This window comes from Brevibacterium sp. VCM10, from assembly GCF_000583215.1.
Taxonomy (GTDB): Bacteria; Actinomycetota; Actinomycetes; order Actinomycetales; family Brevibacteriaceae; genus Brevibacterium; species Brevibacterium linens.
Genome location: NZ_JAJB01000028.1, coordinates 37,343 through 51,656, shown reverse-complemented (window position 1 = coordinate 51,656; position 14,314 = coordinate 37,343). Strand labels below are relative to the sequence as shown.

The window sequence follows — 14,314 nt, the reverse complement described above, 5'->3', positions numbered from 1 at the left end:
CGGGGATGGCGGGCACGTTCATTCGCCTTTGGACTTCCGCCCAGCAGAATTGTGGAACGAGTAGCTGAATGCAGGTTGGCTGCCACCATGGCCTCCAGCCGCTGCCTCGGCTCGCCGGGACCCGACATGCTCCCGGATGCCGGTGAGCAGCAGCTCCTCGACCGGGCTCAGCGGCTCGAAGTCCGCGTCGTAGACATCAACGCTGACGGTGGTGCTCCCGATTCTCAGCGGTGGCGGCTGCTCGGCCCGGCGAATGAACCGCCATGGTAGGAAGATCTGCCGCCGCTGGTCGTCGGGACCTTCGTCAGCACCCTCGACCTCTCCTGATGCAGGCGCTTCGCCCGATGCAGACGACTCGCCCGACGCAGGCACACCAGCCCCACGTGCGGTGTCTGCAGCTACAGGGCCCGCAGCTGTGCTGTCTTCGACCGTGGCGGCCGGTGGTCTTGGTCCACCCTCAACAGTTGGTGGGTCGGAACCGACTGCCGGGTTCGACGGACCGGTTCCCGCGAGAATACCCGGCGGCGCAGTCGTCTCGGCGACGCTCTCGCCGCGAACCAGACCCGGGTCGGGCTCGCTGATCGGTTTGGTGCGCGAGCGGTAGCGGTGGCCCGTGGGCGTGACCACTTCGAGCGCATCCGGCGTTGCCCTATGCCGCCACCCCGCGAGTTCCTTCGCATAATTGCAGGCCACGCACAGGCCGGAGGAGTTCTCCCATTCGGTGTCTCCGCCGGCGGCGAAGGAGACCGCGTGATCGGCCTGCTTGATCGGCGCTTCGCACCAAGGTGAGCGGCACACATCATCACGCATAACAATCATGCGCCGGAGCAGTCCGGCAAACTCCCTGCGTCGAGAATCCATCCGCACAAGCTGTCCGTCCTCCGGCCGCGTGTACAGGCGACGCAGGAACACCGCAGCATCACTCTCGGCCACGAAATCCCTGGCTGCCTTGGCCGGGATCGGTCCGACTCCGGGGAACCATGCCGGATCCTCCCCCGGTGCGAACAGACTGCTCGCCTGCATGATCAGGTGCACCTCCGTCGGCACGGCCTTGGCCGATTCCTGCCCGGTCAGGCGTTCGACAAGGAGGTCCGCCGCGATCTGACTCTGCGAGCGACCGTCGGCTTCGCCCGTGGCGATGACAGACTGTGCCGATTTCGTCAGGTTCGCACAGGCGGCAACCGCCTGCGGCATCGGCAGCAGTGCGGTCAGGTAGGCCATGTTCCCCGGAGCCGGACGCACGCTCACCGAACGCTCTTCGACGCAGCGTTCCAGGTGGTCGACCGCGGCCTGCTGGTCGAGCTTCTGCGCAAGCGCTCGCACCTCGTTGCCGAGTCGCCTGACACCCACCTCGGAAAGGCGTTCGGCCATGTTCTCATCGAGCTCATGCTTCTTCTCCCGCGGCAGCCAGTCGGACTCCTTGGCGACAACCCGCGCCTTCTCTTCCGAGATGTCACCGCCCTTCATCGCCGCAAACGTCCTCGGCAGGTCCATGAGCAGAGTCCGGGAGAACTTCACCAGTGTGTCTCCGCGGGAGCGCGAGACCTTCCTCGCCAGGGCCACCTCGGCTCCGAGGCCACGTCCCTGCTTCTTGCTGGCGACACCGTCTTCGGCTTCGCGGTTGCGGCGGAGCATGTCGAACGTCAGGGTCTCACGGGCCTGCGCCGCCGCACTCGCCGACGTGAGTTCCTCGAGTGCAGTGATGCGATCGATGGCTTCTTCCTCGGTCTTCGCCGGGGGCAGTTCGGACAGGCTGACACGCCACCGACGGATCTCGGTGAGAACGTCTGGAACCTGCTCTGCTTCCATGCCCAAAACACTATCGGTCGCCACTGACATAAGAATCCTGACCGACGTTCTCCCGTGTCAGAAGCAACACCCCACCGGCAAAGGCGAGAGTCCTGTCACCGGCTATGTCTGAGAACTGCTGACGGCTGACGTTGTGGCACGCCTCCGATTGAAGTGTTCGCGACAGCGGGCGACATAGGCGTCGAGGCCCCCGACGTGGCTGGCATCGATGGCGGTGGCGACAGGACTCGGTGGGTCCTCATCCGAGGCCGCCTCCGATGCCTCTGCAGCACTCGATCCGCGCTGCGAGTCTTTGAGCCGTTGATGGAAGACGGCATCGCGGCCGCAGATCGTGCAGACCGCGGTGAGCCTGAGCACTCCTTCGGCCACGGCCATGAGACTCGGCAGCGGTTCGAATGGCTCTCCGTCGAAGGTCACGCACAGCCCCTCGACGATGACGTCGATCCCGTCGCGAAGGAGCCCCTCGACTATGGGAATGAGCTCGGGTCCGAAGAACTGAGCCTCATCGATGGCGACGAGATCATAGTCGGCACAGCGGGCCGCCTCGGCGAGGGAGTCCACGTCCGACAGAGGCACCGCGGGGATGTGGGCTCCGATATGTGAGGTGATCGTCGAGATCGGCGAGCGGGTGTCGAGCGAATGGGACACCACGAGGACAGCCACGCCGGCGATGGTTGCCCTCCTCACCCGGCGCATGAGCTCCTCGGACTTGCCGGAGAACATGGGCCCGGCGATGACGGTGAGGCGACCGGTGTCAGTCATCGTCGACGGTGACGCGCTTGGTGTCGGTGTCGACGGTGACTTCCGTCTCCTCCCCGCCATCGGAGAAGTCGAATTGGTATTCCTGCATGCTGTCGTCGTATTCGAGCTTCCAGCCGACGAGCTTGCCGGACGCCTTCTCCTGCGCGAGTTCGAGTGCGTCGTCGAAGGTCATCGGGTCGTTGAGGTCGATGGGCTCTTCCTTGTCGTCGGTCGAATCCTGCTCGTGTTCGACGATATTTCCGGAGTCGGCGTCGATCTCGACGTCGTGGTCGGTGGTGCCGTCGAGGATCGAGACGTCGTACTGCCAGGCCCCGTCCTTCTCGTCCCAGTCGAGTTCGATGCCGTGGACGATTCCATCTCCGACTTCCTTCTCCGCCGTCTCGATCGCGTCGCCGGCACTGACCGCCGGCGCATCCTTGCTCAGATCGGCATCGGCGGGGAGCCCTTGTCCGGACGAGTCCTGCGTCGATTCCTGCTCGCTGTCGTCGCCGGCGTTATCATCCTTGTCGTCCGTGGCCTCATCGGCGTTGTCCGACGACGAGTCGCTGGCGGCGGGACTGTCTTGAGTGTCATCACCGCCGTTCTCCGAGCCGCTTCCGGTACACCCGGCCAAACCGAGAGAAAGAGCCGCGAGTCCTGCCACTGCGCTCAATGCCATGCGTTGCGTCTTCATGGGGCTCACGCTAGCAGCGAACGCGTCGGGCAGCAGAGCTTCTGAGAAAAGTCTCATCTGCGCGAACGCCGATTCTCGGGCGAGCTCGGACCATGCCTCATCCTCGAGGCCCGGCGTTCGATGGGTTCGGATCCTCAGTCAAGGCAGAACTCGTTGCCCTCAGGGTCGGCCATGATGATGAAGCCCTGTTCCATCGGCGGATCGGGATCGACACGTCTGAGCCGACGTCCTCCGATCTCTGACAGGCGCACGCATTCGGCTTCCAGTGCCTCCATCCGTTCCTCGCCTTCGAGGCCCGGTGCCGATCGGACGTCGAGATGGATGCGGTTCTTCACCGTTTTGTCTTCGGGGACGGTCTGGAAGAACAGGCGGGGTCCGATGCCCTCGGGGTCTTCGATGGCCGCGCGCATGTTCTCCGGCCCGAGCTCGATCCCGAGTTCGGCGATGAAGGCTTTCCAAGCGTCGAACGGATCGTCGTCGCCGAGTTCGACGCCCGGCGGGCCAGGAATGATGTAGCCGAGTGCCGATGCCCAGAACCTCGCCGTCTTCACCGGGTCATGGCAGTCGAAAGTGACTTGGACTCTTCTGCTCATCTCAGTCTCTCCTCGCTGAGTAAGGGTCGAGCGCCGACCAGCGGTGTCATCACCGACCAGTCACCGGTTTCCGGACCGCACAGGTCCCATCATCCTCCCTGTTCGTCAGAACGACCAGCACCGGATCAGACAGCCAACGGCTCGTCGAGGGAGAACAGACTCGGGGTCTCGTGCCTGATCGTCTCCCCGAAGGTGAGCGCCCCGCCGAAGAGTCCTTCGACCGCATCGACGGTGTACAGCACTCGATCGCGTGAGATCGGGGGCATGAGGTCGCCGTCCTTGAGGTAGCGCTTGAGTGAGCCGGTCGCCGCTGCCCTCAACCCGAGGCGACCGGCGATGGACCATGTGATGCATTCGGTTTCGAAACGCACCTGGGCCCTGTCGATCCCGGGCTCACTGCCGATGACGCCGAGCTTCGGCCGGTCGCCACGGTGACCTGCGAAGACGAGGGCTAACTCCTCGATCAGGTGCACGAGCATAACTGTGGGGCTGCGGGTCGTCGGCAGCGTCTCGGGCAGCAGATCCTTTCCGCGCAGGGCGGCGATGACCGTGTTGAGGCCGTCCCAGGTCGGGGCACGGTTCGCGGTGTCGGGGCCGGCCGCCTCGGCGGAGGCCGTCGATCCCGCAGCGGGAGGGACTGACGGTTCCGCAGCGGAAGGGACTGACGCTTCCGGGCAGGATCGGGAGACTACCGCCGCATCGAGTGCTGTGAGCTGGGGAGACCGGCGGATAGCACAGAGCAGCTCGTCCCACGACAGAAGTGAGCTGCGCTCGCGTGGCTCGCTGTAGAGGGCGTCGAATGAGTGCGGGTTTACGTCCATACGCTCAATCTAGGACTCGACACTGACGTGAGATTAGGCGAACCTCGGACCTGCACGACATGCCGGTCGGGCAGTAGGCTCGGACTGCATGGACAGCGGCAGAGCTCCGCCGAGATCCCAGGAATAAGGGACTGAGGAACTGAGCAGGGCGAAGTCCCGGCGACGGAAGAGGAGAGTCACATGGCTGAGAACAACGGCGACATTCATCTGCATATCGGGCCCGAAGAGCTTGTCATCCGCCAGCGCTACCAGGTCATCAGCATCGCCAATGATGTGCTCATCGGCGTGTGGTTCCTCATCGGCAGCTTCATGTTCTTCTCCGACGCTCTGATGACCACCGGCACCTGGCTGTTCGTCATCGGCAGCATCGAGATGCTCATCCGCCCGGTCATCCGACTCATCCGGCACCTGCATCTGCAGAGGTTCCGCGGATCCAGCGGCGTCACCGCCGACTCGGGATACGACTTCTGAACAGGGACGACCAGTCGAACCTGACGAGGACGTGGGCGGCCACCGCCACCGCGCCCATCGTCGGTGCACCGCAGGCCCAGTCGCCGGCGGTCAGCGGTCTGCCGAGTACGGCGAGTTCCCGTCGGGCATAAGCGGCGCCCGGCCACATGATCGGCAGAGCCGTGATCACTCCCGCGGTGTATCGTCGAGCTGCGACTGCCGAGAGCAGGTGGGTGAACACGTGAGCTTCGAGGCCGGCGACCGACGCCCGATAGAAGCGTGAGGCTCCCCCTGTCCGAACCCCTCGGATGCCGGCAGCGGCGAGCCCGACCCCGACCACTCCGATCGCGGCCACGCTCTGCTTCGTCGACATCCGCACAGCGTCGATTCCAGTGAGATCGGCGATGTAGTCGGTCGTCGCGGGGAAGGTCAGTGCCTCCTCCGCGTCGTGGAGAGCCCAAGCGGCGAACAGCATGATCGGTCCGCGCATTGCGTTCCCTTCAGACGACAGAACTCGCAGACTCATTGCACCACACAATCGCTTCGGAGGTCCGTTGTCGCGGGGGCCGTGCCGCTTCAGGACAGGTTCACTCGTCCATCAGCAAGGCGAAATCGACGATGAGAGGATTCCTGGGCCCACCGGTGGTCGTGGGTTGTCGCGAGGACGGCGCCGCCTCGAGCCAGGAAGCCATCGATGATCGCGCTCAGTCGGTCCATTCCCGTCCGGTCGCGACCGATCGTGGGTTCGTCGAGAAGTAGGACTTCTGCGCCTGTGACAAGGGCCGAGGCGATGACGAGGTCTTTGCGCCGGGGCGTGTCGAGGTCGAATGGATGCTCCTCACACACGGCAGCCAGATCGGCCTCGTCCAACGCCGTGTCGACGATGCGGCGACGCTGTTCGATCATCTCCGGCCGGTCGCGCCGCCGGTGGCGCGGCAGCGGAGCCGCACGCATGAGCTCGGATCGCACGGTCGCCGCCGAGAGCTGGACACCGGGGTCCTGTCCGACCCATCCCAGATGAGCGCTGCGCACGTGGGCGGGCAGGTCCAGCAGATTCGTCCCTTCGCCGAGGCGGCTCGCCGTGACCGTGCCCGCGCAGTCAGCCGACCGATCGAGGAGTCCGATGAGCCCGCGCAGCAGAGTCGACTTCCCCGCTCCGTTGGCGCCGGTGAGGGTGCTCAGCTCACCGGGGTGAAGGTCGAAGTCGACGCCTTTGAGCACAACTGTGCCTGCGCGGTCCACGCCGAAGTCCCTCACCTTAAGCACGGTTTCGGTACTCACGGGTGCGGTCGGAATGACCGGACCGGGCGGATCAACGGGACGGGTGTCCCAGACTCCCTGCAGCTCTGCGGAACGGCCCAGCTCGTCACGTGTACCTGCGAAAGCGTCGGCGTCAGTGACAGCGTCGAATTCGGTGTCGGGGTCGGCGTCGGCGTCAGTGTCGACCCCGGAGTCCTCGGGCGCGACGTGAGCCGGCTTCAGCCTGCCCGCGTCAAGGAAGCGCACCTCGTGGCAGGAGAGAGCAAGCTCGTCGATCTGGTGTCCGGTGATGAGCACCGAACGCCCACGACCACAGGTCTCCCGCAGGGCCGCCGCCAGACCTCGACGCATATCGGGGTCGAGTGACTGCGAGGGCTGGTCCAGAATGAGCAGATCGGGGTCGAGTGCGGTGATCCTCGACAACGCCACCAATTGGCGCTGACCGCCGGAGAGCGTATCGAGACGGCGGGCCCACAGGCCATCGATCCCCAACCGTGCCAGTGCAGTCCGCGCCCGCTCCTCTGAATCGACCCCAGCAATGCCGCGCAATCTGCACGCCAACTGGACCTCATCCTCGACGTGGCTGGTCATTCCGCTCAACTGGGCTTCCGGATCATCGCCGAGGAGGCCGACCGTCCCAGCGGCACCGACGTGCCCGGTCGAAGTTCCTCTGGCTCCGAGCAGACCGGCCAACGCCCGAGCCAGGGTCGATGTTCCCGATCCGACGGGACCGAGAACCGCGGTCATCGATCCTGCCGGCAGCGACAGGGCGACATCGGTCAGAGCCTGGGTCTCTTCACCGGCGTAGGTGAATCCGAAACCTGTCATCGCCGTCACCTCAGCGGACACCGATCAGTTGAGAGGAGTTCGGCAGCGGCAGCACACCGGCCACCGAGGCGGAGACGAGACCGACCGCGAGGACAGCGATGGTGAGACGCAGCAGTCCCTGTCCGCGACCGGTGTGGTAGTCGTGCAGTTCGACACGGCGACTGTTCGCTCCGAGGCCGCTCTGTTCGAGCACCTCGTGGCGCTGTTCGACCTCGATGAGCACCGAGGTGAACAGGCCCGTGACGATGCCCGGCAGCAGCCGCATCCGCACGCGCCAGCGCTGCGTCGCCCAGCCTCGGGCCTTTCGGGCTTCGATGACGTGGCGGGTTCGGGCGCCGATGAGAGGGATGAGTCCGATTGCGGAGGCGCACACATAGGCGATGCTGTCGGGCAGCCGGAGCATGCGCAGACCATCGAAGAGTCGAGCCGAATCGGTGCCGAGGCCGAAGAGGGCACACAGGCCGATGAGTGCGGTCACGCGCAGCCAGATCTGGATTGCGATGCTCAGTCCTTCGACGCTGAGATGCGCCGGTGCTGCCTCCCAGAGGACATGCACCTCGGCGCCCGGGTAGAAGAACCCCTGCACGATGACGAGCACGAACAGCGTCGGCAGGCACAGCACGGCGACGCCGAGGGCCCACGACCGCAGACGCAGCGCCGGTGAGACGACGACTGTGAGCCCGGTGGCGACGATGACGGCCATGGGCACCACGGGTGAGGGCACCCCGAAGACGAGCAGGAGGCTGCTGAAGAGGATGACGATCTCGGTAGCCGGATGCAGCCGGCGACCGAGGTCAGTGCGACCGTCGTCTGGAGATACGGCGGCGTCTCCGGCGCTGGGGGTCACAGGATCGGCGGCGATCATTCCGCCGCAGGCGCCGACCCGGCCGTCGCTCCGGCAGGCGTTGTGCTCTCAATCGACGCTGCCTTCGGGCGGCTGTGCCGGGCGAAGGGGTAGCGACCGATGATGCGTTTGGGCAGCGACCGGATGACGACATAGGCGAGGGCGAAGATGAGCGCCTTGTCAACGATGTCGGAGACCATGCTCTGAGCGAAGGTGGCGTTGAACATCTCGAGGCCCGCGGCTTGGAGGATGGCCACGACTCCCCCGGTTCCGGCTCCGAGTCCGCCGCCGAAGACGTAGGCGGCTACGGGTGCTCCGATGGCACCGGCGGGAACCCCGGCGACGGCGCCGACGATGACCGCCGTCCAGGGCGTGCGGAAGACCCCGAGTCGTGCTGCCCAGCCGGCGGCAGCTCCGATGAATGCGGCCCCGGAGCTGAAGGCGATGACGCTGGGGCTCAGGGTCACGCCCCAGATGAGGTTCGAGATGATTCCCGTGAAGGCACCTGCGGCGGGCCCTGCCAGGACGCCGATGAGCACCGTTCCGATGGAGTCGAGGTAGAGGGGTACGGGAGTGTAGTTGCCGATGATCTGCCCGATGACGATGTTGAGGGCGATGGCGACCGGAATGAGGGCGAGAACGCTGCGGGGAATCAGCGGGAGGGTACCGGCGGCGAGCAGAATGCCTCCGACCAGATAGCCGAGCATGACCCACAGAGTGGTATGGCCGAGGTCGACACCGAGGTTGGCCGGTTGGGTCAGCAGCACGGCGACGTAGGTGCCGATGACGATGAGGGTGCCGAGCAGAGTGAGGGCGAGAGCTAGGGTGCGGTTGCGGTTTTGTCCGGGACCGACCGTCGTGGTCGGCCCCTGCCCAGACTGTCTGGAGTGTGCGGTCATGCTTGTGGTCCTTTCATCAGGGTGGAGCTGAGGTGGTCGAGGAAAGCAGGAGCGTCGATGGTGCGGATGATCTCTGCATTCACGGGGCGGCTCCACCGTCCCAGCCAATCGGCGACGGTTTCGCCTCGTGTGAGTGTACCCGTGAGTTCGACATCGACTGGTGCCCACAGCGTCGACGCCCACGGCAGCTCCCCCGCAGATCCTCGTTCGGGCACCGAGGCGGCCGCCTCCGAGACGTTGGTGTTCGGATCTTTGGGCGCTGTCCCGAGCGACTCAGCGGTGTTCTGTCGTGCCCAGGACAGGGCGCAGGCGAGGACGAAAGGGTCGTGGATGTGGGCGAGATAACCGAGTCCGTCGGATTCGTGGAACTCGAAGTAGAAGCGCAGAGCTTCGGAAAGCTGTTCGAGGACCGACTGCCAGTGGTCGTCGGCACCGTCGGCAGGGGCTCCGTCGAGGATCGCGGTGAGGCGCTCAGGTGTCATCTCAACGGCTTCGGTCGCTTCGATGGGGGCGATGGCCGGCAGTTGACTGAGGTGACCGCTCGCATGCGCTGTGCCGAATGCCTCGAGCACTCGGGCCGTGGACTCTGGGTCGAAGGTGACGTTCCATTCCGTCGTCGGGTGGGTGTTGCCGCGGTAGTTGAATGCTCCGCCCATGATGAAGAGGCGCTTGAACAGACTCGGCAGATCCGGGTCGATCTCGAGGGCCAAGGCGAGATTCGTGGCCGGACCGATGACGACGCCGAGGAGCTGGCCGGGATGGGCGTGGGCAGCATCGACCCACGCTTGAGCAGCCGATACCGAACTCGCCGGGGCGCTCGGGTCCGGCACCCGCGCGTATCCGCGTCCGGTCTCGCCATGGGTGAGGTCGGCGTATTCCAGGGCTTCGCCCGTTGCCGTCTCCGATCCCTGCGATTCCGCCTGCAGGGCCTGCCGTGCCAGTGGAAGACTGTGGCCGGCGTGGACGGGTACGTCGCTGCGCCCGGCCAGCGTCAGCCAACCGCGGGTGTTCTCGACGACCTGGGCGGTGGCCACGTTGCCTCCAGAGGCCGCGATGCCGACGACGTCGACGTCGTCTTGGCAGCACAGGTAGGCCAGCGCAATGGCATCGTCGATTCCGGGGTCGCAGTCGAGGAAGAGCGGCAGAGTGCAAGACATGGTCCCATTCTGCCGGACGCGTGCGCTCACCATCGTCGGACGCGGGCCCAATTTCCGCAGGCTTGCGTGGACCCCCTTCTCACCAATCGACAGCAGAGGTAGAGCTTCGTCGAAGGAGGTTCGTCGATTCCGAACCTCTCTCTCATGTCGATGGCTTCCTCACTGCCGAAGGGAGTACCGATGAGTTCGCCGAACGGCATGCTGGTGATCCACGGTTTGGCGGCGAAGGTGAAGGCGTTGAGGAACATCTCACAGTCGCAGCAGCAGGCACCCATGCTGCTCAGCCGCGCGAGCAGTGCCGTGGCACGTGGAGCCGTACGGTCGCGGAAGCCTTCTGCGAACCGGTGTGTGCCATTGCAGCCGAATTCCCCGAGCTGGCGGAACACATAGCAGGCCAGGCATTCGCCGGGGCGCGGTGCGAAGACGCGGGCGGTTTCCTCATCGATGATCGTTCTGACGTCGTTGTCAACGGTGTTCTTGTCCATGACCACACAGTTGCAGACGTCACTGACATGAAATGAAGTCGATTCCTAGCATTCACCGATTTTTGTCCTATTTATGCAGGTCAGCACCCTGAAAAGATTTTCAGCTTAGAATCGTGTCCATGAGCATTCTCGTCATCGGTGAAGCCCTCATCGACATCGTCAGTTCGCCCGGGGTTCCCGACCGCTATGCACCGGGTGGAGCACCGGCCAATGTCGCTCTCGGTTTGGGCCGCCTCGGCGACGATGTCGAGTTCCTCACCGATGTCGGTGATGACTTCCACGGCGGATTCCTTCTCGCTCATCTGCGGGAGTCCCAGGTTGACGTGCTCGCCACCCCTCGAGGCGGCACCTCCACAGCGCTGGCCCGCCTGGCCGATGACGGTTCGGCCGAGTACGAGTTCCGGCTGCGGTGGGATCCCGATTCGTCGCTGCTCGGAAGCAGCGCCTGTTCGGCCCTGCATTTCGCGTCGATCGCAGCTTTCCTCGAGCCGGGCTCCGCCGTGATCGACCGACTCCTCGACGCTGTCCCGGAACAGCCAGATCCGCAGACGGCAGGCCTGCAGAGAGCAGGGACGCTCATCTCCTTCGACCCGAATATCCGGCCGTCGATCGTCGGTTCCCACGAGGATGTGCTGCCACGATTCGAGGAGTTGGCGCGTCGGGTCGACGTCCTCAAACTCAGCGATGTCGATGCCGATTGGCTCTATCCCGATCTTACTGAGGAAGCACAGGTCGATCGTCTGCTCGATCTTGGTCCGGGTCTGGTGGCGATGACTCGCGGCGGTGACGGAGCGATCTTGGCGACCGCCTCGGCGCGGGTGACGGTGGCTTCGGCTCGGGTTGACGTGACGGATACGATCGGGGCCGGGGACACGTTCATGGTCTCCCTCATCCACGATCTGCATGCCTCGACATCACCGGTGTCCTCCCTCGGTGCGGCAGAGCTCATGGCCCTGGGAGATCGTGCATCTGCGCTGGCCGGGATCACCGTCGGCCGCGGCGGCGCAGATCTTCCGTGGGCCGCGGATCTCACGAACTGAGGAACTCGCCGAGCTGTCGCAGGCAGATGTCGTGGCCGTTGCGGTGTCCGTCGATCATTCCCTCACCGACGAAGGACACGACTTGGTCGACGAGCCCGACCCGGGTTCCTGTCGGGATGGCGGTCAGGGTCCAGGTGATGATGGCCGTCGACAGGATCTCATCGTCTTTGGTGAGAGTCTCGGTGGTCACGATATGACGCTCCGGTTCCAATGAGCAGTACTGACCGGTGGAGATGAACTCGAGTTCTCCCGGTGATCCGCAGCGGGCATGGATCGCTCCCCCGGGACGGAAATCGTCGATGTCGCAGACCATCTCCTCGCCTTCGGGAACTCCCCACTGCACACGCTGGCCGGTATCGGCGAAGGCGTTCCACACCGCCGAGATCGGGTGCTCGAAATCAGCGCCGAGGCGGATCGTCGCGGTCACCGGCACGCGCTGATCGGATGCTGTTTCACTCACCGAAGAACACCTCCTCGTGTCCGCTTGGGGCCGAGTGCTCCGCCTCGTAGGCGGCCTGCAGTCGCTCCGAGGAACGCGGTTCGTCAGGATTCGGGCGCGGCGCCCCGAGGTGGGTCTCTCGAAGCTCATCCATGAGACCGCCGACGAGTTGGGGGTCATCGGCCATGATTCTGGATCGGATCGTCAGCTCCGGTGAGGTCTCCCGGTGGGTCATCCCCCAGGTGCCGAGGGCGACCATGACCGGCAGGGTCTGGATTCCAGCCTCGGTGAGGGAGTATTCGGCTCGCTGCCCGCGCGTGGCTTCCGCCCTTGTCAGCAGCCCTTCATCGACGAGTTTCTTCAGCCGGCTGGAGAGCATGTTCGACGCGATGCCCTCGTCATTGCGGGTGAGCAGCTCACGGAAGTGGCGGCGATCGCCGAAGATGATGTCGCGCAGGACGATGAGCGACCAGTTGTCCCCGAGCACCTCGACCGCGGCATTGATGGCACATCCCGAGCGCGGCTGAGCAGACATCGTTCCACCTCCAGTGATTGCATTCTGAAACTACTTAATCCTACACTGGGTCCACTTCCCCGGAACCGACGCCATCCGTCGGGCTGAAGACATCAGCCGAACCAGCACATTGGAGTGCTCATGGCCAAAGCGTGTGTCAACAACCTCTTCGTCTCCCTCGACGGATTCGCTGCCGGCGAGTTCGTCACCTTCGATCAGCCGATCGGCGAAGCCCAAGCACTGTTCTCTTTCTTCGACGGCCGCGGCATCGAGGGAGTGGACAAGGTCGACGCCCCGGTGACCGCAGACCGCGCTCTGTTCGCCATGTGGGGGCAGGGCATCGGAGCCGAGATCATGGGCCGGAAGAAGTTCGGTCCCCAGACTGGGCCGTGGCCTGACGACGGCTGGCGTGGCTGGTGGGGTGAGGAGCCGCCGTTCAAGACCCCGTGCTTCGTTCTCACTCATCATCAGCGGGAGCCGATGGAGTTCGACAACGGCACGAGTTTCCACTTCATCGACGCCTCGCCCGCGGAGGCACTGGCCGAGGCGAGCGCTGCCGCTGACGGCGGCAATGTCCGCATCGGCGGCGGTCCTTCGATGGTCAGACAGTTCCTTGCGGACGGCCTCGTCGACTTCATGCACCTCGTCATCGTCCCGGTCACCCTCGGCCGCGGGGTCTGGCTCTGGGAGGGCCTCGAGGGACTTGAGAAGGATTTCACGATCGAGAGCCTCACCACGGCCAGCGGCCTGACCCATCAATTGTGGAATCACCGAGGCTGATCTGCCCGAGGACTCAGGGGTCCGGTCCCTGCGGGTGCGACAATCCCGATGGCCCGCCGTTCCCTAACGGAACGGCGGGCCATCGGGTCAGTGGGCCGCTCGGACCCGGGTGACGGCTCGGAGCGGTCGGACTCAGGTCAGCGGATCGCCTCGGCGATGGGGGTCTGCCCGTCATAGAAGTTCACGGTCTCGCGCACCGCAGCGGACTCGGCGATGACGTGGGTGATGACGTCGGCGACGAGGTCGCGTGAGGTCACCCGCACATCGTCGGCCGGCGTCTGCCCATCGAGGTCGCCGGCCGCATCGGCGATGAGAACCTTGCCGCTGGAGGGCTCGAGGGTCAGACCGCCGGGTCCGAGGATCGTGAAGTCCAACGAGCTGGCTCGCAGGTGCTCATCGGCGCCGCTCTTGGCCTGCACGTAGGGGTAGAAGGAGCTCTCCGGGTCGACGCGGTCCGAGTCGACGGAGGCGCTGGCGTAAGAGACCATGACGAAGCGCTTGACCCCGGCCTGTTCGGCGGCGTCGATGGATCGCTTGGCTGCTTCGAGGTCGACGGCCCTAGTCCGCTCCGGGCTGCCGCCGCCGGCTCCGGCGGAGAACACGACAGCCTGGGCTCCTGCGAACAGGTCGGCGAGCGCCTGGGTGTCGGCGGTTTCGATGTCGAGGACGACTGGGTTGGCCCCAGCGGTTTTGACATCGGATGACTGGTCGGGGTTGCGGATCACCGAGTCGACGGCGAAGCCTGCGGCCTTGAGCTTGGGCGCGGCCAGAAGTGCGATCTTTCCATGGCCGCCGAGAACGACGACACGAGCTGAATCAGACATATCTTCCTCTGCTGTTGGTGATGGTCGTACCTCGCACAGCGATCAAGCTGCTGCGATTATTCCCGCCGGTCTCCAACCGAGATCGCAGGCTCAGCGGTCACCGCCCGAGAAGTGTTGGACTCAGCGCCTGACCACC

The 14,314-nt window shown here is 65.1% G+C and carries 17 protein-coding genes; 3 read left to right on the top strand and 14 right to left on the bottom strand.

Annotated elements, in window-relative coordinates:
• Positions 1-18: 18 nt before the first annotated feature.
• The 5 genes from AD89_RS18335 to AD89_RS0108285 all read right to left on the bottom strand — a co-directional run bounded on the left by AD89_RS18335 (position 19) and on the right by AD89_RS0108285 (position 4,658).
• On the bottom strand, positions 19-1,809 hold the full coding sequence (locus tag AD89_RS18335) for an HNH endonuclease (protein WP_025778138.1): 1,791 nt from the start codon (positions 1,807-1,809) through the stop codon (positions 19-21).
• Between the two features lie 102 nt (positions 1,810-1,911).
• The gene (locus AD89_RS0108300) at positions 1,912-2,571 is read right to left on the bottom strand and encodes a thymidine kinase (RefSeq protein ID WP_025778137.1); all 660 of its coding nucleotides are present in this window, start codon (positions 2,569-2,571) and stop codon (positions 1,912-1,914) included.
• Positions 2,564-3,244 carry a PepSY domain-containing protein gene (locus AD89_RS0108295; protein WP_025778136.1) on the bottom strand — a complete coding sequence of 227 codons (681 nt, stop codon included), beginning with the start codon at positions 3,242-3,244 and terminating at the stop codon, positions 2,564-2,566. Before AD89_RS0108295 ends, AD89_RS0108300 begins: the two co-directional genes overlap by 8 nt.
• A 134-nt stretch (positions 3,245-3,378) precedes the next feature.
• Entirely contained in the window at positions 3,379-3,837 is a 459-nt protein-coding gene (locus AD89_RS0108290; protein ID WP_025778135.1) for a VOC family protein, read from the bottom strand.
• 125 nt (positions 3,838-3,962) lie between these two features.
• Positions 3,963-4,658, bottom strand: coding sequence for a hypothetical protein (locus AD89_RS0108285; RefSeq protein ID WP_025778134.1), 696 nt, complete (start codon positions 4,656-4,658; stop codon positions 3,963-3,965).
• Positions 4,659-4,838: 180 nt separating this feature from the next.
• Here AD89_RS0108285 and AD89_RS0108280 point away from each other — a divergent pair, with 180 nt between their 5' ends.
• The gene (locus AD89_RS0108280) at positions 4,839-5,129 is read left to right on the top strand and encodes a YrhK family protein (RefSeq protein WP_025778133.1); all 291 of its coding nucleotides are present in this window, start codon (positions 4,839-4,841) and stop codon (positions 5,127-5,129) included.
• Here AD89_RS0108280 and AD89_RS18330 read toward each other — a convergent pair.
• The 6 genes from AD89_RS18330 to AD89_RS19270 form a co-directional block, all read right to left on the bottom strand.
• Complete coding sequence (locus tag AD89_RS18330) at positions 5,101-5,598, bottom strand: HXXEE domain-containing protein (RefSeq protein ID WP_025778132.1); 498 nt, start codon at positions 5,596-5,598, stop codon at positions 5,101-5,103. The genes AD89_RS0108280 and AD89_RS18330 overlap by 29 nt on opposite strands.
• An 86-nt stretch (positions 5,599-5,684) precedes the next feature.
• Positions 5,685-7,196, bottom strand: a complete 1,512-nt coding sequence (locus AD89_RS0108270; RefSeq protein WP_155807390.1) for an ATP-binding cassette domain-containing protein — start codon at positions 7,194-7,196, stop codon at positions 5,685-5,687.
• A gap of 10 nt (positions 7,197-7,206) precedes the next feature.
• Entirely contained in the window at positions 7,207-8,061 is an 855-nt protein-coding gene (locus AD89_RS0108265) for an energy-coupling factor transporter transmembrane component T family protein (RefSeq protein WP_025778130.1), read from the bottom strand.
• Positions 8,058-8,939, bottom strand: coding sequence for a histidine kinase (locus AD89_RS0108260; protein WP_025778129.1), 882 nt, complete (start codon positions 8,937-8,939; stop codon positions 8,058-8,060). The genes AD89_RS0108265 and AD89_RS0108260 overlap by 4 nt, the downstream gene beginning before the upstream one ends.
• Positions 8,936-10,096, bottom strand: coding sequence for a nucleoside hydrolase (locus AD89_RS0108255; protein ID WP_025778128.1), 1,161 nt, complete (start codon positions 10,094-10,096; stop codon positions 8,936-8,938). Before AD89_RS0108255 ends, AD89_RS0108260 begins: the two co-directional genes overlap by 4 nt.
• Before the next feature lie 26 nt (positions 10,097-10,122).
• Positions 10,123-10,581, bottom strand: a complete 459-nt coding sequence (locus AD89_RS19270) for a DUF2695 domain-containing protein (RefSeq protein WP_025778127.1) — start codon at positions 10,579-10,581, stop codon at positions 10,123-10,125.
• 119 nt (positions 10,582-10,700) lie between these two features.
• Between AD89_RS19270 and AD89_RS0108245 the strand changes: the two genes are divergently transcribed.
• Positions 10,701-11,621 (top strand): carbohydrate kinase family protein, encoded by a 921-nt coding sequence (locus AD89_RS0108245; RefSeq protein WP_025778126.1) that lies wholly within the window; start codon positions 10,701-10,703, stop codon positions 11,619-11,621.
• Here the strand turns inward: AD89_RS0108245 and AD89_RS0108240 are convergent.
• On the bottom strand, positions 11,611-12,081 hold the full coding sequence (locus tag AD89_RS0108240; RefSeq protein ID WP_025778125.1) for an SRPBCC domain-containing protein: 471 nt from the start codon (positions 12,079-12,081) through the stop codon (positions 11,611-11,613). The genes AD89_RS0108245 and AD89_RS0108240 overlap by 11 nt on opposite strands.
• Positions 12,074-12,595 carry a winged helix-turn-helix transcriptional regulator gene (locus tag AD89_RS0108235; protein ID WP_025778124.1) on the bottom strand — a complete coding sequence of 174 codons (522 nt, stop codon included), beginning with the start codon at positions 12,593-12,595 and terminating at the stop codon, positions 12,074-12,076. The genes AD89_RS0108240 and AD89_RS0108235 overlap by 8 nt, the downstream gene beginning before the upstream one ends.
• A 120-nt stretch (positions 12,596-12,715) precedes the next feature.
• Between AD89_RS0108235 and AD89_RS0108230 the strand changes: the two genes are divergently transcribed.
• On the top strand, positions 12,716-13,354 hold the full coding sequence (locus AD89_RS0108230) for a dihydrofolate reductase family protein (RefSeq protein WP_025778123.1): 639 nt from the start codon (positions 12,716-12,718) through the stop codon (positions 13,352-13,354).
• 137 nt (positions 13,355-13,491) lie between these two features.
• On the opposite strand, the gene AD89_RS0108225 is transcribed toward AD89_RS0108230, so the two are convergent.
• The gene (locus tag AD89_RS0108225) at positions 13,492-14,178 is read right to left on the bottom strand and encodes an SDR family oxidoreductase (protein WP_025778122.1); all 687 of its coding nucleotides are present in this window, start codon (positions 14,176-14,178) and stop codon (positions 13,492-13,494) included.
• Between the last annotated feature and the right edge of the window lie 136 nt (positions 14,179-14,314).

Bases quoted from the DNA above. Each gene is read 5' to 3' on its own strand.
- AD89_RS18335 (WP_025778138.1), bottom strand. From the start codon at position 1,809: ATGGAAGCAGAGCAGGTTCCAGACGTTCTCACCGAGATCCGTCGGTGG.
- AD89_RS0108300 (WP_025778137.1), bottom strand. From the start codon at position 2,571: ATGACTGACACCGGTCGCCTCACCGTCATCGCCGGGCCCATGTTCTCC.
- AD89_RS0108295 (WP_025778136.1), bottom strand. From the start codon at position 3,244: ATGAAGACGCAACGCATGGCATTGAGCGCAGTGGCAGGACTCGCGGCT.
- AD89_RS0108290 (WP_025778135.1), bottom strand. From the start codon at position 3,837: ATGAGCAGAAGAGTCCAAGTCACTTTCGACTGCCATGACCCGGTGAAG.
- AD89_RS0108285 (WP_025778134.1), bottom strand. From the start codon at position 4,658: ATGGACGTAAACCCGCACTCATTCGACGCCCTCTACAGCGAGCCACGC.
- AD89_RS0108280 (WP_025778133.1), top strand. From the start codon at position 4,839: ATGGCTGAGAACAACGGCGACATTCATCTGCATATCGGGCCCGAAGAG.
- AD89_RS18330 (WP_025778132.1), bottom strand. From the start codon at position 5,598: ATGCGCGGACCGATCATGCTGTTCGCCGCTTGGGCTCTCCACGACGCG.
- AD89_RS0108270 (WP_155807390.1), bottom strand. From the start codon at position 7,196: ATGACAGGTTTCGGATTCACCTACGCCGGTGAAGAGACCCAGGCTCTG.
- AD89_RS0108265 (WP_025778130.1), bottom strand. From the start codon at position 8,061: ATGATCGCCGCCGATCCTGTGACCCCCAGCGCCGGAGACGCCGCCGTA.
- AD89_RS0108260 (WP_025778129.1), bottom strand. From the start codon at position 8,939: ATGACCGCACACTCCAGACAGTCTGGGCAGGGGCCGACCACGACGGTC.
- AD89_RS0108255 (WP_025778128.1), bottom strand. From the start codon at position 10,096: ATGTCTTGCACTCTGCCGCTCTTCCTCGACTGCGACCCCGGAATCGAC.
- AD89_RS19270 (WP_025778127.1), bottom strand. From the start codon at position 10,581: ATGGACAAGAACACCGTTGACAACGACGTCAGAACGATCATCGATGAG.
- AD89_RS0108245 (WP_025778126.1), top strand. From the start codon at position 10,701: ATGAGCATTCTCGTCATCGGTGAAGCCCTCATCGACATCGTCAGTTCG.
- AD89_RS0108235 (WP_025778124.1), bottom strand. From the start codon at position 12,595: ATGTCTGCTCAGCCGCGCTCGGGATGTGCCATCAATGCCGCGGTCGAG.
- AD89_RS0108230 (WP_025778123.1), top strand. From the start codon at position 12,716: ATGGCCAAAGCGTGTGTCAACAACCTCTTCGTCTCCCTCGACGGATTC.
- AD89_RS0108225 (WP_025778122.1), bottom strand. From the start codon at position 14,178: ATGTCTGATTCAGCTCGTGTCGTCGTTCTCGGCGGCCATGGAAAGATC.